Genomic DNA, 22,676 nt, shown 5'->3' with positions numbered 1-22,676 from the left:
CGTTACTGATGCGTTTAGGCTGGGCTGGACTCATCCATCGGAGATCTGACAGGAGGGGTGGCAACAATGACCACCGAGCTGCGTCGTCTGCGCAACTACATCAACGGGGAGTTCCGGGACGCCGCCGACGGCCGGACGATTGATGTCATCAACCCCGCCACCGGAGATGTGTACGCCGCGTCCCCGCTCTCCGGGCAGGCCGACGTCGACGCCGCCATGGATGCCGCCAAGGCGGCCTTCCCCGCCTGGCGCGACGCGACCCCGTCCGAGCGCCAGCGGGTCCTGCTGAAGATCGCCGACGCGGTCGAGGAGCGGGCCGAGGACCTGATCGCCATCGAGTCCGAGAACACCGGCAAGCCGCTGGATCTCGTGCGCACCGAAGAGATCCCGCCGATGGTGGACCAGATCCGCTTCTTCGCGGGTGCGGCCCGACTGCTTGAGGGCCGCTCGGCGGGCGAGTACATGGAGGGAATGACCTCCATCGTCCGCCGGGAGCCGGTCGGCGTCTGTGCCCAGGTCGCCCCGTGGAACTACCCGATGATGATGGCCGTGTGGAAGTTCGCCCCGGCGCTCGCCGCGGGCAACACCGTGGTCCTCAAGCCCTCGGACACCACCCCCGCCTCCACCGTGCTGCTCGCCGAGATCATCGGCGCGATCGTGCCCAAGGGCGTCTTCAACGTCATCTGCGGTGACCGCGACACCGGCCGGGCGATGGTCGAGCACCCGATTCCGGCGATGGCCTCCATCACCGGTTCCGTACGCGCCGGAATGCAGGTCGCCGAGTCCGCGGCCAAGGACGTCAAGCGCGTCCACCTGGAGCTCGGTGGCAAGGCGCCCGTGGTGGTCTTCGAGGACACCGACATCCCCAAGGCCGTCGAGGACATCTCGGTCGCCGGGTACTTCAACGCCGGCCAGGACTGTACGGCCGCGACCCGGGTGCTGGTGCACGAGTCGATCCACGACGAGTTCGTGGCCGCGCTCGCCAAGGCCGCGTCCGAGACCAAGACCGGCGCGCCGGACGAGGAGGACGTGCTCTACGGCCCGCTGAACAACGCCAACCAGCTCGCCCAGGTCTCCGGCTTCATCGACCGTCTGCCGGCTCACGCCAAGGTGGAGGCGGGCGGCCAGCGCGTCGGCGACAAGGGGTACTTCTACGCCCCGACCGTTGTCTCCGGTCTGAAGCAGAACGACGAGATCATCCAGAACGAGGTCTTCGGCCCGGTCATCACCGTCCAGTCCTTCACGGACGAGGCCCAGGCGCTGGAGTGGGCCAACGACGTCGACTTCGCGCTGGCGTCCTCGGTGTGGACCAAGGACCACGCCCGGGCGATGCGGATGTCCAAGGCGCTGGACTTCGGCTGCGTCTGGATCAACACGCACATCCCGCTGGTCGCGGAGATGCCGCACGGCGGATTCAAGAAGTCGGGTTACGGCAAGGACCTGTCGGCCTACGGGTTCGAGGACTACACCCGGATCAAGCATGTGATGACGTCCCTCGACGCCTGATCCTGCTGACGGTCCCTGGTCCTGCTGACGACGTCTGATCCTGCTGATCGGCGCGTCAGTCGCAACGGCTCGCCGGCCCCCGGTGCCCGTGGGTCGCCTCTGACCGCCCGCTTCCGAGCTGGGTACGGCTCCGTCATCCGCGCCCCGTCCGGTTCCCTCCGGTGCGGGGCGCGGTGGTGTGCGTCGGCGGCCCACCGTGGCTGCGGTGACGGTGTGGGGACGGCTCCGATGTGATCGTCGGGCGGTAGGGCCTGGTCGGCGCCCGGTCCCTACTTCATGTGCACGATCTGGATCAGGTTCCCGCAGGTGTCGTCCAGGACCGCGGTGGTGACCGGGCCCATCTCCAGCGGCGGCTGGGTGAAGCGCACCCCCAGCTTGCTCAGCCGGTCGAACTCCGCTTGTACGTCGTCCACGGCGAAGGCGGTGGCCGGGATGCCGTCCTGGACCAGCGCCGCCTTGTACGGCTTCACGGCGGGATGGCCGTCGGGCTCCAGCAGCAGTTCGGTCCCGTCCGGATCGTCCGGCGAGACCACGGTCAGCCATCGATCCGCGCCCACCGGAACCTCGGTCTTCTTCACGAAGCCCAGTACGTCCGTGTAGAAGCGCAGGGCCTTGTCCTGGTCGTCGACGAAGACACTGGACAGATGGATCCTCATGGGGTGCTCTCCGGTGCGTCAGGCTTGAGCCAGCGGGTCACGATGAGCTCAAGGGGTTCGGTGTTCAGGTCATGGAACTTGTAGCGGCCCTGGCGCCGCGAAAGGACCAGGCCCGCGGATTCCAGTACGGCCAGATGCTGACTGATCGCCTGACGGGACAGTCCCAGACCGTGTTTGGCCACCAGCCGCGTACAAATCTCGAACAGGGTCTGGCCGTCCCGTTCCACCAGCTCATCGAGGATGCGCCGGCGGGTGGGGTCGGCCAGTGCCTTGAAGACATCCTCCGCCATGACCACCACCATAGGCAAGTATCGACTTGCCTATCAAGGGCCAAGGCCCGCTTCCCGACCGGAGAGCCAGGGCCTAGGGCTTGCGGGCCACTGCCCCGTACTGCGCCACCATCGGAGGTTGGGCCGAGTCCGCCTCGATCCGCCAGTGCGCGCAGGAGACCACCCCCGGCTCCAGAATCTCCAGCCCCTCCAGGAATGAGCGGATCTCCGCTCCGGAGCGGGCGGTGATGGGTGGGGTGGCGTTCTCGTTCCAGAAGGCCATGGCGTCCACGTTTCCCTCGCCGCCCAGCTCCAGCGTCGGATGGGTGATCACCAGATAGCTTCCCGAGGGCATCGCCGCCATCAGGTCGCGGGTGATGGAGCGGGCCTGATCGGTGTCGAGGACGAAGTTCAGGATGCCGAGCAGTATCACGGCCACCGGGCGGGAGAGGTCCAAGGGTCCGGTGACGGCGCGCACGATCTCCCGCGGATGGTGGGCATCCGCGTCCAGATAGGAGGTCGCCCCCTCGGGGGCGCTCGTCAGCAGGGCCCGCGCGTGCGCCAGCACGATCGGATCGTTGTCGACATAGACGATCCGGGCGTCGGGCGCGATGCGCTGGGCGACCTCATGGGTGTTCTCGGCGGTGGGCAGCCCGGTACCGATGTCGAGGAACTGCCGTATGCCCGCCTCGGCGGTCAGATGGGTCACCGCGCGGCGCAGGAACGCCCGGTCCGCGCGGGCGACTTCACCGATGCTCGGAAAGAGCGCGGTGACATGGTCACCCACCGCGCGATCCACCGGGTAGTTGTCCTTGCCGCCCAGCCAGTGATTCCACACTCGGGCGTTGTGTGCCACATCGGTACGGATTCTGTCGACCATCGGTGCTCCTGGGCCGGAGGGTGTGAGGGGTGGGTCCATCATGCCGGAAATGATCAACTCTGCGCTGGAGATGGCGCGTTCACCGGAGAGTCCTTGCCGGTGAACGTGGCGACTACGGAACGCAGGGTGCCTATGCGATTGGTGGTGATGGAGTCAACGCCCGCGTCGATCAATCGACGCATGGTGCGCCGGGTATCGGCTGTCCAGGCGGAAACCAGCATTCCGTCCCGATGCACCCGATCCGTCAGCTCCCGACTGACCAGACCGAATCGGTAGTTGAGATAGCGCGGCCGCACGGCCGCGATCAGGGCGGGGCGCGGTGGGGCGAGCGAGGTCCAGGTCAGCGCGATCTCGGCCGCGGGGTCAGCGTCGCGTACGGCGAGCATGGTGGCCGCACCCGCGCAGTAGTAGACCTGCCCGGCCGCCGCACTGTCATGGACGACCCCCACCACCGTGCGCACCGACTCCTGGGACGCGCCGGGCAGATCGATCATCACCCGGTGGTCGGCCAGTTCCCGCAGCGCCTCGGCCAGGGTGGGGACCTTGCCGCCGGTCACCTCGGCGACCTGGATCCGTGTCAGCTCCCTGAGCGGGCGGTCGTGTTCCCACAGCCGCTTCAGGGTGGCGTCATGCAGCAGTACGGGCACCCCGTCGCGGGTGATCCGTACATCGATCTCCACGGAGTCCGCACCCCGGCTGATGGCCGAGCGCAGTGAGGGGAGGGTGTTCTCACGGACAAGATAGGGATCACCTCGGTGCCCTACGGCGGTGACGGTACGCATGGGGCCATTGTCGCCCCGGCGGGCGATCAGCCCCCACTGGATCACTCCGCCGGTGCGCGCCTCGCTCGCCTACGGCGCGAGCCAGGCCTGGGTGTAGGCGTCGATCTCCGAGCTGATCCTGGTCTTGCCGGAGCTGTCGAGGAACGACGCCTCCACGGCGTTCTTCGCCAGCTCCGCGACACCGCGCTCATCGAGGCCGAGCAGCCGGGCGGCAACCCCGTACTCGGTGTTCAGATCCGTACCGAACATCGGCGGATCGTCGCTGTTGACCGTCACCAGCACTCCGGCGGCGACCATCTCCTTGATCGGATGCTGATCGAGGTCGAGGACGGCCCGGGTGGCGATGTTCGAGGTGGGGCAGACCTCCAGCGGAATGCGGTGCTCGGCGAGGTGTGCCAGCAGCGCCGGGTCCTGGGTGGCGCTGGTGCCGTGTCCGATGCGCTCGGCCCGCAGGTCGTTGAGCGCGTCCCAAATGGTTTCAGGGCCCGTGGTCTCACCGGCATGCGGTACGGACCGCAGCCCGGCCGCGATGGCCCGGTCGAAGTACGACTTGAACTGCGGCCTGGCCACACCGATCTCCGGACCGCCGAGGCCGAAGGAGACCAATCCCTCGGGGCGCAGGTCCACCGCGAGCCGGGTGGTCTCCTCGGCCGCTTCGAGCCCCGCCTCCCCGGGGATGTCGAAGCACCACCGCAGCACCACGCCCAGCTCTCGCTCGGCGGCCTCGCGGGCGTCCTCGATCGCGGCCATGAAGGCCCTCTCGTCGATGCCGCGGCGGGTCGAGCTGAAGGGCGTGATGGTCAACTCGGCATAGCGAATGTTCTGCCGGGCCATGTCACGCGCCACCTCGAAGGTGAGCAGACGTACGTCCTCGGGGGTGCGGATCAGATCGACCACCGAGAGATAGACATCGATGAAGTGCGCGAAATCGGTGAAGGTGAAGTAGTCCACCAGCGCCTCGGGGTCCGTCGGCACCCGGGAGTCCGGGTGCGCGGCCGCCAGAGCGGCGACGATGCGCGGCGAGGCCGACCCCACGTGGTGCACATGCAACTCGGCCTTGGGCAGCCCCGCGATGAAGCTGTGCAGATCCGTCATCGGGGGGTCCTCCAGGTGTGATCAAGCGTCCGGGGCAGGGATCATCGTAGGCGGCCGGTTCGCCACCAGACCAAAGGCTTTAGCATGACCGGAGGACAACCGGGGGGAGAACCATGACCAATCACCCGTCCCAGCCGAGCGGCGCCCATGAGCCTCGCGACCGCGATCCATGGGCAGCGCCCGAGCAGGGGGCGCCCCACGGCGGTGCCACCGGGCCCGCCACTCCGGCCTATCCATCGCCGCACGTCCACGACCAGCCGACCATCGCCGCCATGCCTGGCGCTGGGTCCCAGCCCCCCATGGGTGCGATACCCCCGCCCCCGATGGCGCCCGGCGGTCCGGCCACACCACCGGCGGGCCCCTACGGCTACCCGGCGGCGCCGACCGCCCCGCAGCCGAACCAGGGTTATGCGCCCTACCCGGGTTACTCGGCCTATGGCCAGCAGGGGCATCAGCCCATGCTTCCCCAGCAGAACGGTCTGGGCACCACCGCGATGGTGCTGGGCATCGTCTCCACCGTGCTGTTCTGCCTCTACGGGGTGCTGTCGATCATCCTGGGCATCATGGCGATCGTCTTCGGCAGCATCGGCCGCAAGCGGGTGCGGCAGGGCGAGGCGGACAACGGCGGGATGGCGCTCTCCGGGATCATCCTGGGGGTGATCGGGATTGTGCTCGGTGTGCTGTATCTCGTGCTGATGGTGTGGGGGATCGCCAGCGAGCAGATCTAGCGGCGAGCGGACCCTGGGGGCGAGCAGACCGCGGCGGTCCGCCCGGGCGGGGTGCGCCGCCCCGGGCCCACTGGTCTCGCCCGCCCAGCCGATCCGTGCTCCACCAGCGGTGGATTCCGACGGAACCCGGGGCGCCGCGAGCCCACGAGCCTCTGCGGCGTTCCCGAGCGGGTACGTCGAGATCGGGCAGTCCGTGTCTCCGTGCCCGCGGGGAATCGCTGACACCCCCCGCTCCCCGCGACGCCGAACCGATGGTGCGCACCCGCGTCCGCCATCTCAGGGGTGTGGCGTTCCCCGTATGAGCGTGGCTCCGCCTCTGGTGCACGTAGGGGCGGGCACTTCGGAACGCGGACGCGGTGCTTCCCCGCAGGACCATGGCGTCGGCGGCCATCGGAGCGCCGCGATGGACAGGCGTACTGCCCGGCAGCCATAGCGGGCTTGCGAACCATGGTCCAGAAGTCTTCTGAGCACTGGTCAACGGCCACGCCCCCACCTCCGGCCAACGAATTCCAGGAGCGAAGGGGGGCGCTGTGCGGCAGTGGCTCCGCGAGAGGTGCGAGCAGCCGACGCGCTAACCGCCCGCCCTGCCCCGCAACTCCTCGCGCGCCTCCATCAGAGCGAATCCCAGCAGATTCAGCCCCCGCCAGCGCGTCGGGTCGGTCGCCCGCTCATCGTCGGCCGTCAGACCGATGCCCCAGATCCGGTCCCGCGGGCTCGCCTCCACCAGCACCCGCTCACCCGTGCCCAGCAGAAACGCCCCCAGCTCCGAGAGCTGACCGAACTTGTGCACACTGCCCGTGCGCACGATGCGAAAGCGCTCCCGCTTCCACACGATCTCGTCGAAGCCGCGCACCATCCGACCCGCGTTCTTCGCCTGGGCCGGACTGCCCGCCGCGAGCGCCTGCTGCTCCGCGTCGGTGTCTTCGAACAGCCGGGCCTTCTCCGCCATCATCCAGTGCTCAGCCGTCGCGTAACGCACTCCGTCGACGACAAAGGGCGATGGCCACCACTGGCTGAGACAGCTCGCTCCGATCTCTCCGTCCGGGCGCGGTGTATGACCCCAGAAATGCAGATACTTGACGCGCTCACCACTGCTGACCTGCTGAATCAGCTTGTCCATTGCCATGCAGCTGAGTCTTCCATCCACCACTGACACTCCGTACGGGTATTAGCTCCTCCACCCGACACATGGTCGACCGATTCCGTCGCGTAACCAAAAGGCAACAACGGAATCACTTGTTGGGTCATCGGTGCTCTGTCAGGATCGGCACTCCCATCAGGCTGGGACAACAACGTCGGGCGTCAAAATCCAGGCGTTCTTGGCCCACGACATTCAGACATCTTTCAGGCACGATTCAGACACCGCCTCGGCAAGAGCCAGGCACCAACCAGTCGACCTCCAGTGCGATGACAATCGAACTGGGGCTACGGAGACCGTCATGGGCAACCGCGACCAGATGCAGGACCGTTTCGCGGACGGCGCGCAGTACATCGGCGGGCGGCTACGGCCCGGCACCTCGGGACGTACCCAGAACATCGTCAACCCGGCCACCGGTGAGACCGTCCTCGGCTATGAGCTCGCGGGTGACGCCGACGTCGACGCGGCCGTCGGTGCCGCGCGCGAGGCATTCCCCCAGTGGGCCGGCGCGACCCCCGGTGAGCGTTCCGACGCGCTGCACAGCTTCGCGTCCGTGCTCGCCGCCCAGGCCGATGACTTCGCCCGGACCGAATCCCTCCAGTGCGGGAAGCCGATCAAGCTCAGCACCGAGTTCGACGTCCCCGGCACCGTGGACAACACGGCCTTCTTCGCGGGTGCGGCCCGCCACCTCCAGGGGCAGTCGGCCGGTGAGTACAGCGCCGACCACACCTCCTACGTACGGCGCGAGGCCATCGGCGTCGTCGGTTCCATCGCCCCTTGGAACTACCCCCTCCAGATGGCTGCCTGGAAGATCCTTCCGGCCATCGCCGCTGGTAACACCATCGTTCTCAAGCCCGCCGAGATCACCCCGCTGACCTCGTTGATGTTCGCCCAGGCGGCGACCGAGGCCGGTATCCCCGACGGCGTCATCAACATCATCTCCGGCGCCGGCCTGGGTGCGGGTGAGCACCTCGTGGGGCATCCCGATGTCGCCATGACCTCCTTCACCGGCTCGACGGCCGTGGGCAAGCGGGTCGCCGAGATCGCCACCTCCACCGTGAAGCGCCTCCACCTCGAACTGGGCGGCAAGGCCCCCTTCGTCGTGTTCGATGACGCCGACCCCGAGGCCGCCATCCAGGGCGCGGTCGCCGGAGCGCTGATCAACTCGGGCCAGGACTGCACCGCGGCCACCCGCGTCTACGTCCAGCGCCCGCTCTACGACCAGCTGACCGCGGGCATCGCCGATGTGATGGCCGGGGTCCGCGTCGGTGACCCCTTCGACCCCTCCACCGACCTCGGCCCGCTGGTCTCGCACACCCACCGCGACCGGGTCGCCGCCTTTGTGGAGCGGGCCCGCGCCTACGCCACCGTCGTCACCGGCGGTGCCGTACCGAAGAACCACCCCGAGGGCGCGTTCTACCTTCCGACCCTGATCGCGGGCGCCGCCCAGGACAGCGAGGTCGTCCAGTCCGAGATCTTCGGCCCTGTCCTCGTGATCCTGCCCTTCGACTCGGACGACGAGGGCATCGCGCTCGCCAACGACACCCCGTACGGCCTCGCCGCCTCCGCGTGGACGCGCGACGTCTTCCGTGCGGGCCGGGCCACCCGTGAGATCAAGGCGGGCTGTGTCTGGGTGAACGACCACATCCCGATCATCAGCGAGATGCCGCACGGAGGCACCAAGGCATCGGGATACGGCAAGGACATGTCGGTGTACTCCTTCGATGAATACACGCAGGTCAAGCATGTGATGTACGACAACACCGCGGTGGCCAGGAAGGACTGGCACCGCACGATCTTCGGGGACAGATAGCCAGCCGCCGCCCCTCCCCGCGAGGGGCGGCCCCCATCCCGAAAGGGCGCAGTTTGATGGACCGAAACGAGTCCGAGGGTTTGTACGACCTGTCCAGGGCACAGGTCGCGGCGATACAGCGCACACTCACCAACGGCCGGGGCGCGCTGACCCGCCGTTCGGTTCTGCGCGCGAGCGGCGTCGGTGCCCTCTCCGTCGGTGGCCTGGCCGCCCTGACCGGCTGTGGCATCCCGCCTGCCAAACGCGAAGGCGGAGCGCAGTCGTCCGACGACCGCTCCGACCAGGAGAAGACCCTCAGCTTCTCCAACTGGACCGAGTACATGGACATCAGCGAGGACGAGAAGAGCCGTCCCACGCTGACCGAGTTCACCAAACGCACCGGCATCAAGGTCAAGTACACCGAGGACATCAACGACAACGTCGAGTTCTTCGGCAAGATCCAGCCCCAGCTCGCGGCGGGCCAGGACACCGGCCGCGACCTGATCAGCGTCACCGACTGGCTCGCTGGCCGCATGATCCGCCTCGGCTGGGCGCAGAAGCTCGACGCATCGCTGCTACCGAACGCGTTCGCCAATCTCTCGCCGCAGTTCCGCAGCCCCGACTGGGACCCCGGCCGGGCCTACTCGTACCCCTGGACCGGTATCTCCACCGTCATCGCCTACAACAGCAAGGCGACCGGCGGCAAGAAGGTCGACTCCGTCACCCAGCTCCTCGACGACCCCAGCCTCAAGGGCCGGGTCGGCTTCCTGACCGAGATGCGCGACACCGTCGGCATGACCCTGCTGGACATCGGCAAGGACCCGGGCGACTTCACCGACGCCGACTACGACGCCGCCATCGGCCGGCTCCAGAAGGGCGTCGACAAGAAGCAGATCCGCCGCTTCACCGGCAACGACTACACCTCGGACCTGGACAAGGGCGACCTCGCGGCCTGTCTGGCCTGGGCAGGCGACGTCATCCAGCTGCAAGCAGGCAACCCCGACATCAAGTACGCGATCCCCGCCGCCGGCTACATCACCTCCAGCGACAACCTGCTGGTCCCGGCCCAGGCCCGCCACCAGAAGAACGCGACCCGGCTCATCGACTACTACTACGAGCCCCCGGTCGCCGCGCGGCTCGCCGCCTACATCAACTACGTCTGCCCGGTCGAGGGCGTACTCCCGGAACTGGCGAAGATCGACCCCGCCTTGGCCAACAACACGCTGATCATCCCGGACAAGGCCATGGCCGCCAAGTCCAACTCCTTCCGCTCCCTCACCGCCAAGGAAGAGAAGGCGTACGAGGAGAAGTTCGCCAAGCTCATCGGCGCTTGAGCCCGCCCCGGCCCATGCGCCCCGCCACCCTGCGCCCCCATCCCCGTATCTCCGCAACCCCTGGGAACGCGACCGATGACTGACACACAAGCGGGCGGAGATGTCCGCCTCTCCGGGATCAGCAAGAACTACGGCTCCTTCCAAGCAGTGCACCCCCTGGACCTCACCGTCCCGCAGGGCTCGTTCTTCGCCCTGCTCGGAGCCTCCGGCTGCGGGAAGACCACCACCCTGCGGATGATCGCCGGGCTGGAGGACCCCACCACCGGCACCGTCTTCCTCGGCGACCGCGATGTCACCGGCCTACCGCCGTACAAGCGGCCGGTGAACACGGTCTTCCAGAGCTATGCGCTCTTCCCGCATCTCACGATCTACGAGAACGTCGCCTTCGGTCTGCGCCGCCGAGGCATCAAGTCGGTGAAGAAGCAGGTCGGCGAGATGCTGGACCTCGTGGAGCTCGGTGACTTCGCCCAGCGCAAACCGCACCAGCTCTCCGGTGGCCAACAGCAGCGAGTGGCCGTGGCCCGAGCGCTCATCAACCATCCCCAGGTGCTGCTGCTCGATGAGCCGCTGGGCGCCCTCGACCTCAAGCTGCGCCGCCAGATGCAGCTGGAACTCAAGCGCATCCAGACCGAGGTCGGCATCACCTTCGTCCATGTCACCCATGACCAGGAAGAGGCCATGACCATGGCCGACACGGTCGCGGTGATGAACGGCGGACGGGTGGAACAACTCGGCGCGCCCGCGGAGCTCTACGAGAATCCGCACACCACCTTCGTCGCCAACTTCCTCGGCACCTCCAACCTGATCGAGGCCGAAGTCGTCTCCACCAGCGCTGGCAAGGTCGTTGTCTCCGCCGCCGACGCCACCCTGCGGCTGCCCGCCGACCGCTGCGCCACCGCACCCACCACCGGGGGCAAGATCCTGGTGGGCGTACGGCCGGAGAAGATATCCCTGCTGCACGCCGATGAGGCGGCCCAGATCACCGACGGCCGCAACCGCCTCACCGGCACCATCACCGCCTCCAGCTTCATCGGCGTCTCCACCCAGTTCGTCATCGACAGCCCGGTCTGCCCGGACCTTGAGGTGTACGTCCAGAACATCGAGCGGGACGTCCGGCTGGTGCCCGGCGCGCGGGTGGTACTGCACTGGAACCCGGAGCACACCTTCGGGCTCGATGCCGCACAGGACATCGACGCGGGCGTGGAGACGGTGGGGGAGTCGGCCTCATGACGGCGACCGCCACCGCCGCTCCCGCGGCCGAACCCGGCGTGGTCCACAAGCGTTCACTGCGCCGCAAACTCGTGCCGTACTGGCTGCTGCTCCCCGGCATCCTCTGGCTGGTGGTCTTCTTCGCACTGCCGCTGGTCTACCAGGCGTCCACCTCGGTACAGACCGGCTCCCTCGAAGAGGGCTTCAAGGTCACCTGGCACTTCCAGACCTACTGGGACGCGCTGACCGAGTACTGGCCGCACTTCGTGCGTTCCGTGCTCTACGCGGGCACCGCCACCGTGCTGTGTCTGCTGCTCGGCTATCCGCTGGCCTATCTGATCGCGTTCAAGGCAGGCCGCTGGCGCAATCTGCTGCTGGTGCTGGTCATCGCGCCGTTCTTCACCAGCTTCCTGATCCGCACCCTGGCCTGGAAGACGATCCTTTCGGACAGCGGCCCGGTGGTGGACGTCCTCGACACCGTCGGCTTCCTCGACATCACCAATCTGCTGGGGATGACCGACGGCAGCCGGGTGCTCGCCACCCCGCTCGCGGTCGTCACCGGTCTGACGTACAACTTCCTCCCCTTCATGATCCTTCCGCTCTACACCTCGCTGGAACGGATGGACTCCCGGCTCCATGAGGCCGCGGGCGACCTCTACGCCAAGCCGTCGACCACCTTCCGCAAGGTGACCCTCCCGCTCTCCATGCCGGGTGTGGTCTCGGGGACCCTGCTGACCTTCATCCCGGCCAGCGGTGACTACATCAACGCCGAACTGCTCGGCTCCACCGACACCAAGATGGTCGGCAATGTCATTCAGTCGCAGTTCCTGCGGGTGCTCGACTATCCGACCGCGGCCGCGCTGTCATTCATCCTCATGGCGGTCGTGCTGATCGTGGTCACGATCTACATTCGCCGGGCCGGAACGGAGGACCTGGTCTGATGCGCTGGCTCCGACGCAATATCGTCGTCTTCGCGGGCCTCTTGACGCTCGCGTATCTGATCCTGCCGAACATCGTCGTGATGGTGTTCTCGTTCAACAATCCGGCCGGGAAGTTCAACTACTCCTGGCAGGAGTTCTCCACCGAGGCGTGGCAGGACCCCTGCGGTGTCGCCGATATGTGCGGCTCGCTCGTCCTCTCCCTCCAGATCGCCTTCTTCGCCACCATCGGGGCCACCGTCCTCGGCGCGATGATCGCCTTCGCCCTGGTCCGCTACCGCTTCAAGGCGCGCGGCGCGATCAACTCGCTGATCTTCCTGCCCATGGCCATGCCCGAGGTGGTGATGGCCGCGTCCCTGCTGACGCTCTTCCTGAACCTCGGTGCCCAACTGGGCTTCTGGACCATCCTCATCGCCCACACCATGTTCTGTCTCAGCTTTGTGGTGGTGGCCGTCAAGGCACGGGTCCTCTCCATGGACCCGCGACTCGAAGAGGCGGCGCGCGATCTCTACGCGGGACCGGTACAGACCTTCCTCCGGGTCACCCTGCCGATCGCCGCTCCGGGTATCGCCGCGGGCGCGATGCTCGCCTTCGCGCTCTCCTTCGACGATTTCATCATCACCAATTTCAACTCGGGCAGTACCGTCACCTTCCCCATGTTCGTGTGGGGCTCGGCACAGCGCGGTACACCTGTTCAGATCAATGTCATTGGTACGGCCATGTTCATCATCGCCGTACTGATCGTGGTCGTCGCCCAGCTGATCAGCAGCCGGCGAAAGCACAGCGCACAATCCAAGTAAGGCCCGCGCCCGCGGGCTCTCGAAGGAGTGGAAACCATGGCCCCAGCTGCCATGACCTTTGCCTCATCCCTGTCCGACGTCCAGCCCCTCTCCTACTGGCTGGACGACCCCGACAAGCCGGTACCGCTGCCCGCGCTCACCGGTGACGAGCGCTGCGATCTCCTGGTCGTCGGCGGTGGCTACAGCGGTCTGTGGACCGCGCTGCTAGCCAAGGAGCGCGATCCGGCCACCGATGTCGTACTGATCGAAGGCCGCGAGGTGGGCTGGGCCGCCTCCGGCCGCAACGGCGGCTTCTGCGCCGCGTCCCTCACCCATGGCCTGGGCAATGGGCTCGCCCGCTGGCCAGGGGAGATCGACCAACTGGAGGACATGGGCGCCCGCAACCTCGACGGAATCGAGGAAGCCGTCGCCCGCTACTCCATCGACTGCGACTTCGAGCGCACCGGCAGCATCGACATCGCCACCGAGCCGTACCAGGTGGCCGAGCTCGCCGAGATGCACGAGGAGACCGGGCGGCTCGGGATCGAGGGGCTCACCCTCCTCGACCAGGACGCCGTCCGCGCCGAGGTGAACTCCCCGATCTTCCTGGGCGGGCTGTGGGACAAGCGCGGCACCGCCATGCTCCACCCCGCCAAACTCGCCTGGGGTCTCAAGCGCGCCTGCCTCGACCTCGGGGTGAGGATCTACGAGAACACCGCCGGGCTTGAGATCGCGACGGTCGGTGCGGGCATGGGCGTCCGCACCGCGTACGGCAGGGTCTTCGCCGGCCGGGTCGCCCTCGGTACCAATGTCTTCCCCTCCCTGGTCAAGCGGGTCCGCCCGTACACGGTGCCGGTCTATGACTACGCGCTGATGACCGAGCCGCTCAGCCCCGCCCAACTCGCTGAGATCGGCTGGGACGGACGTCAGGGCCTCGGCGATGTCGCCAACCAGTTCCACTACTTCCGGATCACCGCCGACCACCGCATCCTCTGGGGCGGCTATGACGCGATCTATCCGTTCGGCGGCCGGATCAGCGCCGAGCTCGACCATCGCCCCGAGACCTATCTCAAGCTCGCCGAGCACTTCTTCCGCTACTTCCCGCAGCTGGAGGGGGTTCGCTTCAGCCATGCCTGGGGCGGTGCCATCGACACCTGCTCCCGTTTCTCGGCCTTCTTCGGTACGGCACACTCCGGCCGGGTCGCCTACGCCGCGGGCTATACGGGCCTGGGCGTGGGAGCGACCCGGTTCGGCGCGGACGTGATGCTCGATCTGCTGGCGGGGGAGCGCACTGAGCGCACCGAACTGGAGATGGTGCGGAGCAAGCCGCTGCCGTTCCCGCCCGAGCCGGTGGCCTGGGCGGGCATCGGTATCACCAAGTGGTCGATGGCCAAGGCGGACGCCAACGGAGGCCGGCGCAACGTCTGGCTGAAGACAATGGACCGACTGGGCCTCGGGTTCGACAGCTGACGCGTCCGAACAGCCCACCGCACGTTCCGGGACCTGCCCTTGAAGTGGGGGCGGGTCCCGGCTCGCATTCGTACGAAATAGCGGTACTTGGCGTGCTGTTCGACAGGTCATGACGCGGACCCGGCCCAAGGTCTAGGGAATCTATGATTCCGACCTCTCTGGCGCCGGTTGCTGAGCTTCGGTTCTGGCCTCTGAAAGCCCTCCTGCCAGGTCCTTTCCCGCTACTGGGGCTGTGCTGTGACGGCGCCGCGCGGTCGTCAACCGCGGCGTGGCCCAGTTCACTACTAACGAGTAGCAAACCCGCGTCATAGCCGGAGCCCAACCCGCTCTCTCCGTGTGCAGGCGATTTTTCGCATACATGGATCGAAGGACGGAGACCGGGCGATGACTGTCTCGGGGGCCAAAGCGGCAGTGGAGTGGTTGGCGTCGGTGGCGCCGGACCCGGATGAGTGCCGGTGGGAGTGGGAGCGCAACCCCTTCCGGATTGCCCTGCTCCCCGCCGGCAGGCGTTGGGATGTGTTGATCCTGCCGAGCCGACTCGGCTATCCCACCCTTGATGTGCTCAATCGGCTGGTGGGTCGGCCGGGGCCGGTTCTGGTCGACTTCGGCGACGCCCGGATGGGCTTCTTCGTCCCGCCGGGCACGGCCGGCCGGTGGCTCGGCACGGGAATCCGCGGCGCGGGTCAGGGTGCCTGGATCGTGGTCCCCCACCCCGCTCGGGCCAGCGGGGGAGGCAATCGCTGGTTGATCGCGCCCGACGGCTCGGGGAACCTCACCGATCCGATGCTGCTGGAGCTCGCGATGCACGAGGCGGCGGCCGTTCTGGCCCGCCATGAGGACGAGTGAGTGTCGTGGTGTCTGTGAGAACCCTTGACAACCTTATTGGTCTGGACCAAATTGTGCGCGACTCAGCCTCCCAACCCCCCATGTACCGGAGGTAGTTGTGAATCGCACCAGACTCGCGGCCGCTCTGACCGCGGCCGTGCTCGCCCTCGGTGGGCTCGTCGCCACCGCCACCACCGCCCAAGCGGCCGACCAGGAACTCGCCGTCAACGGCGGTTTCGAGGCGGGCCTGACCGGCTGGAGCTGCTCAGGGAGTACGGGTACGGCCGTGACCTCGCCGGTCCACGGCGGCACCTCGGCCCTGAAGGCCACCCCGGTGGGCAATGACCACGCCAAGTGCAGCCAGACGATCAACGTCAAGCCCAACTCCGCCTACACCCTCAGCGGGTGGGTCCAAGGCGGCTACGCCTACCTCGGTGTCTCCGGCACCGGTACCACCGATTCCTACACCTGGACCCCGTCGGCCAGCACCTGGCAGAAGCTGACCCAGACCTTCCGCACCGGTGCGTCGACCACCTCGGTGAGCGTCTACACCCACGGTTGGTACGGGACCTCCGCCTATCACGTCGATGACCTCTCGGTCTTCGGCCCCGGCGGCGATCCGATAGTGGTCCCACCCACCCCCACGGGACTCGCCGCGGGGTCGCCCGACTCCACATCCGTACCGCTGACCTGGACCGCGGCACCCGGCGCCACCGGCTACAACGTCTACCAGGGCAGTCGGGTCATCCCGGTGACCGGCACCTCGACGGTGGTGACCGGACTGACCCCGTCCACCGCCTACAGCTTCCAGGTCGCGGCCACCAACAGCGCCGGTGAGTCGGCCAAGTCCGCGGCGGTGAGCGCCACCACCACCAGCGGGGGCACTCCCGGCACCGGGCTGCTGCCCGCCCACGCCCTGGTGGGCTATCTGCACAGCAGCTTCGCCAACGGCTCCGGCTACACCCGGATGGCGGACGTCCCCGACTCCTGGGACGTCATCAATCTGGCCTTCGGTGAACCGACCTCGGTCACCTCGGGCGACATCCGCTTCAGCCTCTGCCCGGTGACCGAGTGCCCCAACGTGGAATCGGTCGCCGAGTTCAAGACCGCCATCAGGGCCAAGCAGGCGGCGGGCAAGAAGGTGCTGATATCCATCGGCGGCCAGAACGGTCAGGTCCAGCTCGCCTCCACCGGAGCCCGGGACGCGTTCGTCACCTCCGTCTCGAAGATCATCGACGAGTACGGGCTCGACGGGCTCGACATCGACTTCGAGGGCCACTCCCTGTCGCTGAACACCGGTGACACGGACTTCCGCTCCCCGACCACACCCGTGGTCACCAATCTGATCGCGGCGGTCAAGTCCCTCAAGGCGAAGTACGGCGCCAACTTCGTCCTCACGATGGCCCCGGAGACCTTCTTCGTCCAGCTGGGCTACCAGTTCTACGGCTCCGGCCCCTGGGGAGGCCAGGACCCGAGGGCGGGCTCCTACCTCCCGGTGATCCACGCCCTGCGCAGCGACCTCACCCTGCTGCACGTCCAGCACTACAACTCGGGCCCGATCATGGGCCTCGACAACCAGTACCACACCATGGGCAACGCGGACTTCCACATCGCGATGGCCGACATGATGCTCACCGGCTTCCCGGTGGCCGGCAACCAGTCGCGCATCTTCCCGCCGCTACGGCCCGAACAGGTCGCCATCGGTATGCCGGCGTCCACCCAGGCGGGCAACGGTCACACCGCCCCCGCCGAGGTGAACAAGACGCTCGACTGCCTCACCAAGAAGGTCAACTGCGGCTCGTACCAGACCCATGGCACCTGGCCCGCGCTGCGCGGTCTGATGACCTGGTCGATCAACTGGGACCGCTACAACCAGTGGCAGTTCTCCCGGAACTTCGACGCGTACAACTGGAGCTGATCACCAGCAGCGCCGTACACAGGCTCCAACTGCCGATGACGTCCAACGGCCAGTGGTAGCCGCGCAGCACCAGACCGATGCCCGTCGCCAGGGTGAGTACCAGGGCGGCGGGCATCGCCCATGCCCGCCGCGGATAGGGGGTGAGGAGGATGGCGGCGCCGCAGTAGGCCACCAGGGCGGTCGCCGCATGGCCCGACGGGTAGTAGCCGGTGGCCGCTGTCAGCGGGCCGGGACGGTCCAGCAGGGCCTTGAGCGGGACCACCAGCGCGGGTACGACCGCCATGGCGAGCACCACGCCCAGCACCTCGTACCGTCTGCCGCGGCCCTCCCGCCAGAGGGTGTACGCGACGGAGGCGGCCAGCGCGGGGAGTGCGACCGTCAGATTGCCCAGATCGGCGAGGAGTTCGGTCAGCGGCCGTGGACCGTGGCCCACGATCCGTCGCTCGATGCGCTCGTCCAGGCCAACGAGAGGTCCATCGACGGCGACTTGCCAGGTGACCAGCGCAAACGTCAGCAGACTGAGCAGGCCGACGGCATACAGGAGAAAAGTCGGCCGCCCCGGAACAGGGGGGGTAGTTCCGAGGCAGCCGACTGGATCGGACTGCCGCGCGCCCCGGGGGGTTTGGGGCGAGCGGCCATCCGATCGGTGAGGAGTTCCAGAGCCCAGGGCTCCGGTGGAGTGCGCCAAGGCGCGGCCGGTGCGGTGCTGGGGAGGCTCCGCACCGGACTCGCCCGCAATCCCCTGCGGGCGGGGTGTTTCTCTCATCTGCAGAAACCGTACGGCAGTGACAGGGGGGATCGACAGCGCCATCTCCATGCCACCATCGGGCCCCCACATGTTCTTCACAGGGTCCGACCGTTCCGGCTGGTCAGACCAGGGTCGTTACCGCCGGTCACGCCGGTTGCGAAAACCGCCGCCGGGCGCCTCAGACCCCGCTGAACGCCTGCTCGATGACGTCCAGACCCTCGTTGAGCAGGTCCTCACCGATCACCAGCGGCGGCAGGAAGCGCAGCACATTGCCGTAGGTGCCGCAGGTCAGCACCAGCACGCCTTCGGCGTGGCACGCCTTGGCCAGCGCGGCGGTGGCGGCCGGGTTCGGCTCCTTGGTGTCGCGGTCCTTGACCAGCTCGATCGCGATCATCGCGCCACGTCCGCGGATGTCGCCGATGATCTCGAACTTCTCCTGCATCGAGGCGAGGCGGCCCTTCATGACCTCCTCGATGCGCTTGGCCTTCGCGTTGAGGTCAAGCTCCTTCATGGTCTCGATCGAGCCCAGCGCACCCGCGCAGGCCACCGGGTTGCCGCCGTAGGTGCCACCGAGGCCACCCGCGTGCGCTGCGTCCATGATCTCGGCGCGGCCGGTCACCGCGGCCAGCGGCAGACCGCCCGCGATGCCCTTGGCGGTGGTGATCAGGTCCGGGACGATCCCCTCGTCCTCACAGGCGAACCACTGGCCGGTACGGCAGAAGCCCGACTGGATCTCGTCCGCGACGAACACGATCCCGTTGTCCTTGGCGAACTGCGCGATGGCCGGCAGGAAGCCCTTGGCCGGCTCGATGAAGCCGCCCTCGCCCAGCACCGGCTCAATGATGATCGCGGCGACGTTCTCGGCACCGATCTGCTTGCTGATCTGGTCGATGACCTGAGCGGAAGCCTCAGCGCCCGCGTTCTCGGCGCCGGTGGGCCAGCGGTAGCCATAGGCCACCGGCACCCGGTAGACCTCGGGCGCGAACGGCCCGAAGCCCTGCTTGTACGGCATGTTCTTCGAGGTCAGCGCCATGGTGAGGTTGGTGCGGCCGTGGTAGCCGTGGTCGAAGACGACGACGGCCTGGCGCTTGGTGTAGCTACGCGCGATCTTGACCGCGTTCTCCACGGCCTCGGCGCCCGAGTTGAAGAGGGCGGACTTCTTGGCGTGGTCACCCGGAGTGAGCTCGGCCAGCGCCTCGGCGACGGCGACATAGCCCTCGTAGGGGGTGACCATGAAACAGGTGTGGGTGAAGTCGGCGAGCTGTGCGGTGGCGCGGCGGACCACGGCTTCCGCGCTGGCGCCGACGCTGGTGACGGCGATGCCCGAGCCGAAGTCGATCAGACGGTTGCCGTCGACGTCCTCGATGATGCCGCCGCCCGCGCGCGCGGTGAAGATGGGCAGCACCGAACCCACACCACTGGCGACCACCGCGGTGCGGCGGGCCTGTAGCTCGACCGACTTCGGTCCGGGAATGGCGGTGACGACGCGGCGCTCCTGCGGGATGGCGGTCATAGGGGCTCCTGGGGTGTTCTTGGACGCTCGTTCTCTTGCTCGCAGGCTAGGGGCGGGGGAGGCAGGGGGGCATGCGCCGTTCGGGAGTGTTGGGGGCGTGTCCTTGTCCGCACCGGACATACCGTCGCCCGGGTGCTTCCATCCGGGCCCGTACGAGGCTCCCGAGCATGGCACGGGCGGCCGGTAACCGGGTGGCCCGCTGGGCGGGCGCCCGGCTGGAGACGGCATTCGGGCAAGGGGTCTCGCTCCCCCGGCGGGTCGTGCGCGGGGCCAGTGCGGACGCCCGGTCGTCCCGTGTCACCGCCGCTGGCCCCACCGCCGGTGCGAGACCCATCTGGCCGGTGTGGGACCCGTCTGCCGGCCATCGCCGCGAGTGCTGGGGCCCCGAGGCGGCACCTCGCGCGCGGGTTCGCTCCGATCCGTACGCCAGAACGGCACTCCGCGCTCGTGGCGGCACCTCGGGCGCGGGTTCGCTCCCTGGGCGAGCGCGGCCCCCGGGTGGGGTGTGTGGCGCCCCCGCCCCTGGCCGCCGGGCTGGGTCTTGGTTGTCGTCGTTCCTGAGGTCGCGGGGTGTGGGCTCTTGGTCGCCGGGCCGTCCTTTGGTCGTCGTCGTAGCCGGGCTGGTGCGGTGTGTGCCCCTGGTCGCCGACCCAGCCCCTGGTCGCTGGCCCTGCTCGCGTCCGTCGTCCTCCCCAGCCGCCGACCCAGCCCCCGTCTGTCGTCCTCCCCGTCTGTCGTCCTCCCCGAGCGTTCTCCGACCCAGAACCGCTTCTCCGTACCCCGCGGTCCGACCAATGGCCGAGGCGGTGACGGCAGTCGGCCGGGGTCGAATCAGTGAACTCCCCCCACCGGGGCACTAGATTGACCGTGCAAAGAGCGGGCCTGGCTGGTCAGGGGGCAGCGGTAAATGGATTCCGAAGGCACATTCGACGCACGGGGCACACAGCCCCCGGGGCCGGGCGCTCACTCCGTGCCGCAGCCGCCGCCGGTGCCCGCAACCCCGCCCGGCTACCCCCCGGCACCCTCCCTGCACACCCCCGGCATCCCCGCACTCCCCGGCCACGCCCCCTCGACCCGCCCCGTCATCACCGAGTGGCTGCGCATCCCCCGCCCCGCCGCCGACCCCGGAGTCTGGCGGCTGGGCCACCGCGCACGCCCCGACGAGGAGCCGGACGAGGTGCCGGCCCGCCGGCTCTTCGCCGGCGCGGTGATCGCCCTGCTCACCGGCTGGCTGCTGTGGTCCCTCCTGTGGAACGGCTATCTCGGCCGCTACTGGATCTGGCCCCTCCTGGTACTCACCCCTGACTCCTGGCGCTCCGACCCACCCCTGTGGGCCACCGCCAGCTACACCTACTACGTCCTCGTCGGCGGCGGACTGCTGGTGTTCTTCGCCCGGATCGGCAGCGTGCCGGAGATCTGGCGCCGCTACGCCCGACGCTCGAAGCAGCCGCGTAAGCAGGCCCCCCAGACCGGCCCCGACCTGGCCGAGTGGCCCGACCTACGCGCGGCCGGCCTCACCGACGCCGCCCACAGCCTCACCGAGGCCGCCAGGACCGGTGCACTCGGCGATGTGGACTACGCACGCATCCGACGCGCCTGGCAGGGCGTCCAGAGCCGCCCCGAACTGCTCCCCTCCTTCACCGACGCGGTGCGCCGCCAGGGCGCGGCCGCCTGCGCCCACCCGTCGGGGCTGCGCGATCTACCGACCCGTACGGCCACCCATGACCTCGCCACCGCGCAGGTGCGGATCGGCACCGCGGCCGACGACCGCCGCAACCCCTACGCTCGCCGCACCACCGGTGTCGCTCTCGATCCGTCCCTGCTCGGTACCTCGCTGCTCGCCGTGGGCCCCTCCGGCTGCGGCAAGAGCGTTCGGCTGATCCGCCCGGTCACCGAATCCCTCGGCCTGCTCGCCCTCGCCAACCGGGCTGCCGTCGTCGCCGTCACAGCCCAGGGCGCCCAACTGGCCCCCGACGATGCGTTTGACCTGGTCATCGCCGTTGGCCGACCGAACTCCAGCCACGATCTCGATCTCTACGGCGGGTCCACCGACCCTGACGAGGCCGCCCGGGTGCTCGCCGAGGCCCTGGTCGGCGATCTCGCCGCCACCCTCCCCGGCGGCGACAGCCGACGCGCGGCCACCGCCCTGGCCCAGCTGATGGGCCCCTACCACGCCCTGCACGGACGCTTCCCCGCCATACCGGAGCTACGGGAACTCCTCAGCGGCGCCCCCACCGCCCTCGACGCCCTGCGCTCCGCCCTCATGGCTCAGAGCGGCCCCGGCGCCGCCGCCCAACTGCGGGAGCTCGACGCCCGCGACCGCCAGTCCGCCCGTGCGGATGACATCGGGGTGCTGCTCGCCGAGCGCATCGCCTTCCTGGACCGGCCGGCTTTCGCCTCGTTCTTCCACACCGACGGAAGCAGCCGGCAGTTCTCCCTACGGTCCATCGAGCATCCGCTGCGGGTCCGTATCGATCTTCCCGAACGCGGTCACGCCGAGGCCTCCCGCATCATCGCGCGCCTGCTGCTCGCCCAGTTCACCGAAGCGGCCCTGAACCGCTCGGACCGTTCCCTCTTCGCCGCGCTGATCCTCGACGACGCGACCTACACGGTGACCGCCGACTCGGTACGCGCCATCCAGCGGCTGCGCTCCGCCAACGCCGGCGTCGTCCTCTCCCTGCGCACCCTGGCGGACGTCCCCGAGCCGCTGCGCGGCCCGCTGCTCGGCGCGGTCGGCTGCCGGATGGCGTTCGCCGGCCTCGCTCCCTGGGACGGTGGCCGGTTCGCCGAGACCTGGGGCACCGAATGGGTGCAGACGCGGGATGTCACCAATCGCCAGATCATCTCCGATGAGCCCCTCACCAAGGCGCTCCACGCCATGCGCCGGCTGGTCACCGGTAAGGCGACCACCGCCGAGGCGATCACCGTCCGGGAGGTGGAGCGGGCCCGCTGGTCGGCCTCCGATCTCGCCCATGCGGTACCCGCAGGGCATGCGGTGCTCTCGCTGACCAACATCAGCGGTGAGCACACCCCACCCCTGCTGGTCGATCTCCGAACATAACGACCGATATCCCCTGGTTCGCGCTGCACCCTGAC

Annotated in this window: 19 protein-coding genes; 11 read left to right on the top strand and 8 right to left on the bottom strand. The window is 68.5% G+C overall.

The genetic code is table 11. From position 1 onward, the window contains the following. The first annotated feature begins 66 nt into the window (after positions 1 to 66). A complete protein-coding gene (locus tag NBG84_RS32405) occupies positions 67 to 1,506 on the top strand; it encodes a gamma-aminobutyraldehyde dehydrogenase (RefSeq protein WP_250923259.1) in 1,440 nt (479 codons plus the stop codon). A gap of 269 nt (positions 1,507 to 1,775) precedes the next feature. On the opposite strand, the gene NBG84_RS32400 is transcribed toward NBG84_RS32405, so the two are convergent. The 5 genes from NBG84_RS32400 to NBG84_RS32380 form a co-directional block, all read right to left on the bottom strand. After that, positions 1,776 to 2,162 (bottom strand): VOC family protein, encoded by a 387-nt coding sequence (locus NBG84_RS32400; RefSeq protein WP_250923258.1) that lies wholly within the window; start codon positions 2,160 to 2,162, stop codon positions 1,776 to 1,778. After that, positions 2,159 to 2,452, bottom strand: coding sequence for an ArsR/SmtB family transcription factor (locus NBG84_RS32395; RefSeq protein ID WP_250923257.1), 294 nt, complete (start codon positions 2,450 to 2,452; stop codon positions 2,159 to 2,161). Before NBG84_RS32395 ends, NBG84_RS32400 begins: the two co-directional genes overlap by 4 nt. A 73-nt stretch (positions 2,453 to 2,525) precedes the next feature. Then, a complete protein-coding gene (locus tag NBG84_RS32390; RefSeq protein WP_250923256.1) occupies positions 2,526 to 3,311 on the bottom strand; it encodes an SAM-dependent methyltransferase in 786 nt (261 codons plus the stop codon). 53 nt (positions 3,312 to 3,364) lie between these two features. Next, the gene (locus NBG84_RS32385) at positions 3,365 to 4,093 is read right to left on the bottom strand and encodes a glycerophosphodiester phosphodiesterase (RefSeq protein ID WP_250923255.1); all 729 of its coding nucleotides are present in this window, start codon (positions 4,091 to 4,093) and stop codon (positions 3,365 to 3,367) included. 69 nt (positions 4,094 to 4,162) lie between these two features. Further along, positions 4,163 to 5,188 carry an adenosine deaminase gene (locus NBG84_RS32380; protein WP_250923254.1) on the bottom strand — a complete coding sequence of 342 codons (1,026 nt, stop codon included), beginning with the start codon at positions 5,186 to 5,188 and terminating at the stop codon, positions 4,163 to 4,165. A 113-nt stretch (positions 5,189 to 5,301) separates the two neighbouring features. Between NBG84_RS32380 and NBG84_RS32375 the strand changes: the two genes are divergently transcribed. Then, positions 5,302 to 5,916, top strand: coding sequence for a DUF4190 domain-containing protein (locus tag NBG84_RS32375; protein WP_250923253.1), 615 nt, complete (start codon positions 5,302 to 5,304; stop codon positions 5,914 to 5,916). Positions 5,917 to 6,487: 571 nt separating this feature from the next. On the opposite strand, the gene ybiA is transcribed toward NBG84_RS32375, so the two are convergent. Next, positions 6,488 to 7,042 (bottom strand): riboflavin biosynthesis intermediates N-glycosidase, encoded by a 555-nt coding sequence (ybiA, locus tag NBG84_RS32370; protein WP_250923252.1) that lies wholly within the window; start codon positions 7,040 to 7,042, stop codon positions 6,488 to 6,490. Positions 7,043 to 7,355: 313 nt separating this feature from the next. Here ybiA and NBG84_RS32365 point away from each other — a divergent pair, with 313 nt between their 5' ends. The 8 genes from NBG84_RS32365 (at position 7,356) to NBG84_RS32330 (ending at position 17,319) form a co-directional block, all read left to right on the top strand. Beyond that, complete coding sequence (locus NBG84_RS32365; protein WP_250923251.1) at positions 7,356 to 8,867, top strand: gamma-aminobutyraldehyde dehydrogenase; 1,512 nt, start codon at positions 7,356 to 7,358, stop codon at positions 8,865 to 8,867. Positions 8,868 to 8,923: 56 nt separating this feature from the next. Then, a complete protein-coding gene (locus NBG84_RS32360; protein WP_250923250.1) occupies positions 8,924 to 10,180 on the top strand; it encodes a polyamine ABC transporter substrate-binding protein in 1,257 nt (418 codons plus the stop codon). Between the two features lie 75 nt (positions 10,181 to 10,255). Further along, entirely contained in the window at positions 10,256 to 11,410 is a 1,155-nt protein-coding gene (locus NBG84_RS32355) for an ABC transporter ATP-binding protein (RefSeq protein ID WP_250923249.1), read from the top strand. Next, entirely contained in the window at positions 11,407 to 12,330 is a 924-nt protein-coding gene (locus tag NBG84_RS32350) for an ABC transporter permease (RefSeq protein ID WP_250923248.1), read from the top strand. The genes NBG84_RS32355 and NBG84_RS32350 overlap by 4 nt, the downstream gene beginning before the upstream one ends. Then, on the top strand, positions 12,330 to 13,127 hold the full coding sequence (locus tag NBG84_RS32345) for an ABC transporter permease (protein ID WP_250923247.1): 798 nt from the start codon (positions 12,330 to 12,332) through the stop codon (positions 13,125 to 13,127). Before NBG84_RS32350 ends, NBG84_RS32345 begins: the two co-directional genes overlap by 1 nt. 36 nt (positions 13,128 to 13,163) lie before the next feature. After that, positions 13,164 to 14,576, top strand: a complete 1,413-nt coding sequence (locus NBG84_RS32340) for an NAD(P)/FAD-dependent oxidoreductase (RefSeq protein WP_250923246.1) — start codon at positions 13,164 to 13,166, stop codon at positions 14,574 to 14,576. A gap of 384 nt (positions 14,577 to 14,960) precedes the next feature. Further along, positions 14,961 to 15,422, top strand: a complete 462-nt coding sequence (locus tag NBG84_RS32335) for a hypothetical protein (RefSeq protein ID WP_250923245.1) — start codon at positions 14,961 to 14,963, stop codon at positions 15,420 to 15,422. 97 nt (positions 15,423 to 15,519) lie between these two features. Beyond that, positions 15,520 to 17,319 carry a chitinase gene (locus tag NBG84_RS32330; RefSeq protein WP_250923244.1) on the top strand — a complete coding sequence of 600 codons (1,800 nt, stop codon included), beginning with the start codon at positions 15,520 to 15,522 and terminating at the stop codon, positions 17,317 to 17,319. Here the strand turns inward: NBG84_RS32330 and NBG84_RS41245 are convergent. Beyond that, the gene (locus NBG84_RS41245; RefSeq protein ID WP_308312141.1) at positions 17,255 to 17,752 is read right to left on the bottom strand and encodes a phosphatase PAP2 family protein; all 498 of its coding nucleotides are present in this window, start codon (positions 17,750 to 17,752) and stop codon (positions 17,255 to 17,257) included. The two genes, NBG84_RS32330 and NBG84_RS41245, sit on opposite strands and share 65 nt — an antisense overlap. Before the next feature lie 493 nt (positions 17,753 to 18,245). Continuing rightward, positions 18,246 to 19,580 (bottom strand): 4-aminobutyrate--2-oxoglutarate transaminase, encoded by a 1,335-nt coding sequence (gene gabT, locus NBG84_RS32320; RefSeq protein WP_250923242.1) that lies wholly within the window; start codon positions 19,578 to 19,580, stop codon positions 18,246 to 18,248. A 907-nt stretch (positions 19,581 to 20,487) separates the two neighbouring features. On the opposite strand from gabT, the gene NBG84_RS32315 reads away from it, so the two are divergent. Next, positions 20,488 to 22,641 carry a type IV secretory system conjugative DNA transfer family protein gene (locus NBG84_RS32315; protein WP_250923241.1) on the top strand — a complete coding sequence of 718 codons (2,154 nt, stop codon included), beginning with the start codon at positions 20,488 to 20,490 and terminating at the stop codon, positions 22,639 to 22,641. Positions 22,642 to 22,676 lie beyond the last annotated feature (35 nt).

Origin of the sequence: Streptomyces albipurpureus, from assembly GCF_023701525.1 — a bacterium.
GTDB lineage: Bacteria > Actinomycetota > Actinomycetes > Streptomycetales > Streptomycetaceae > Streptomyces > Streptomyces albipurpureus.
The sequence above is the reverse complement of the archived record's forward strand: the minus strand, read 5'-3'. Positions and strand labels throughout refer to the sequence as shown.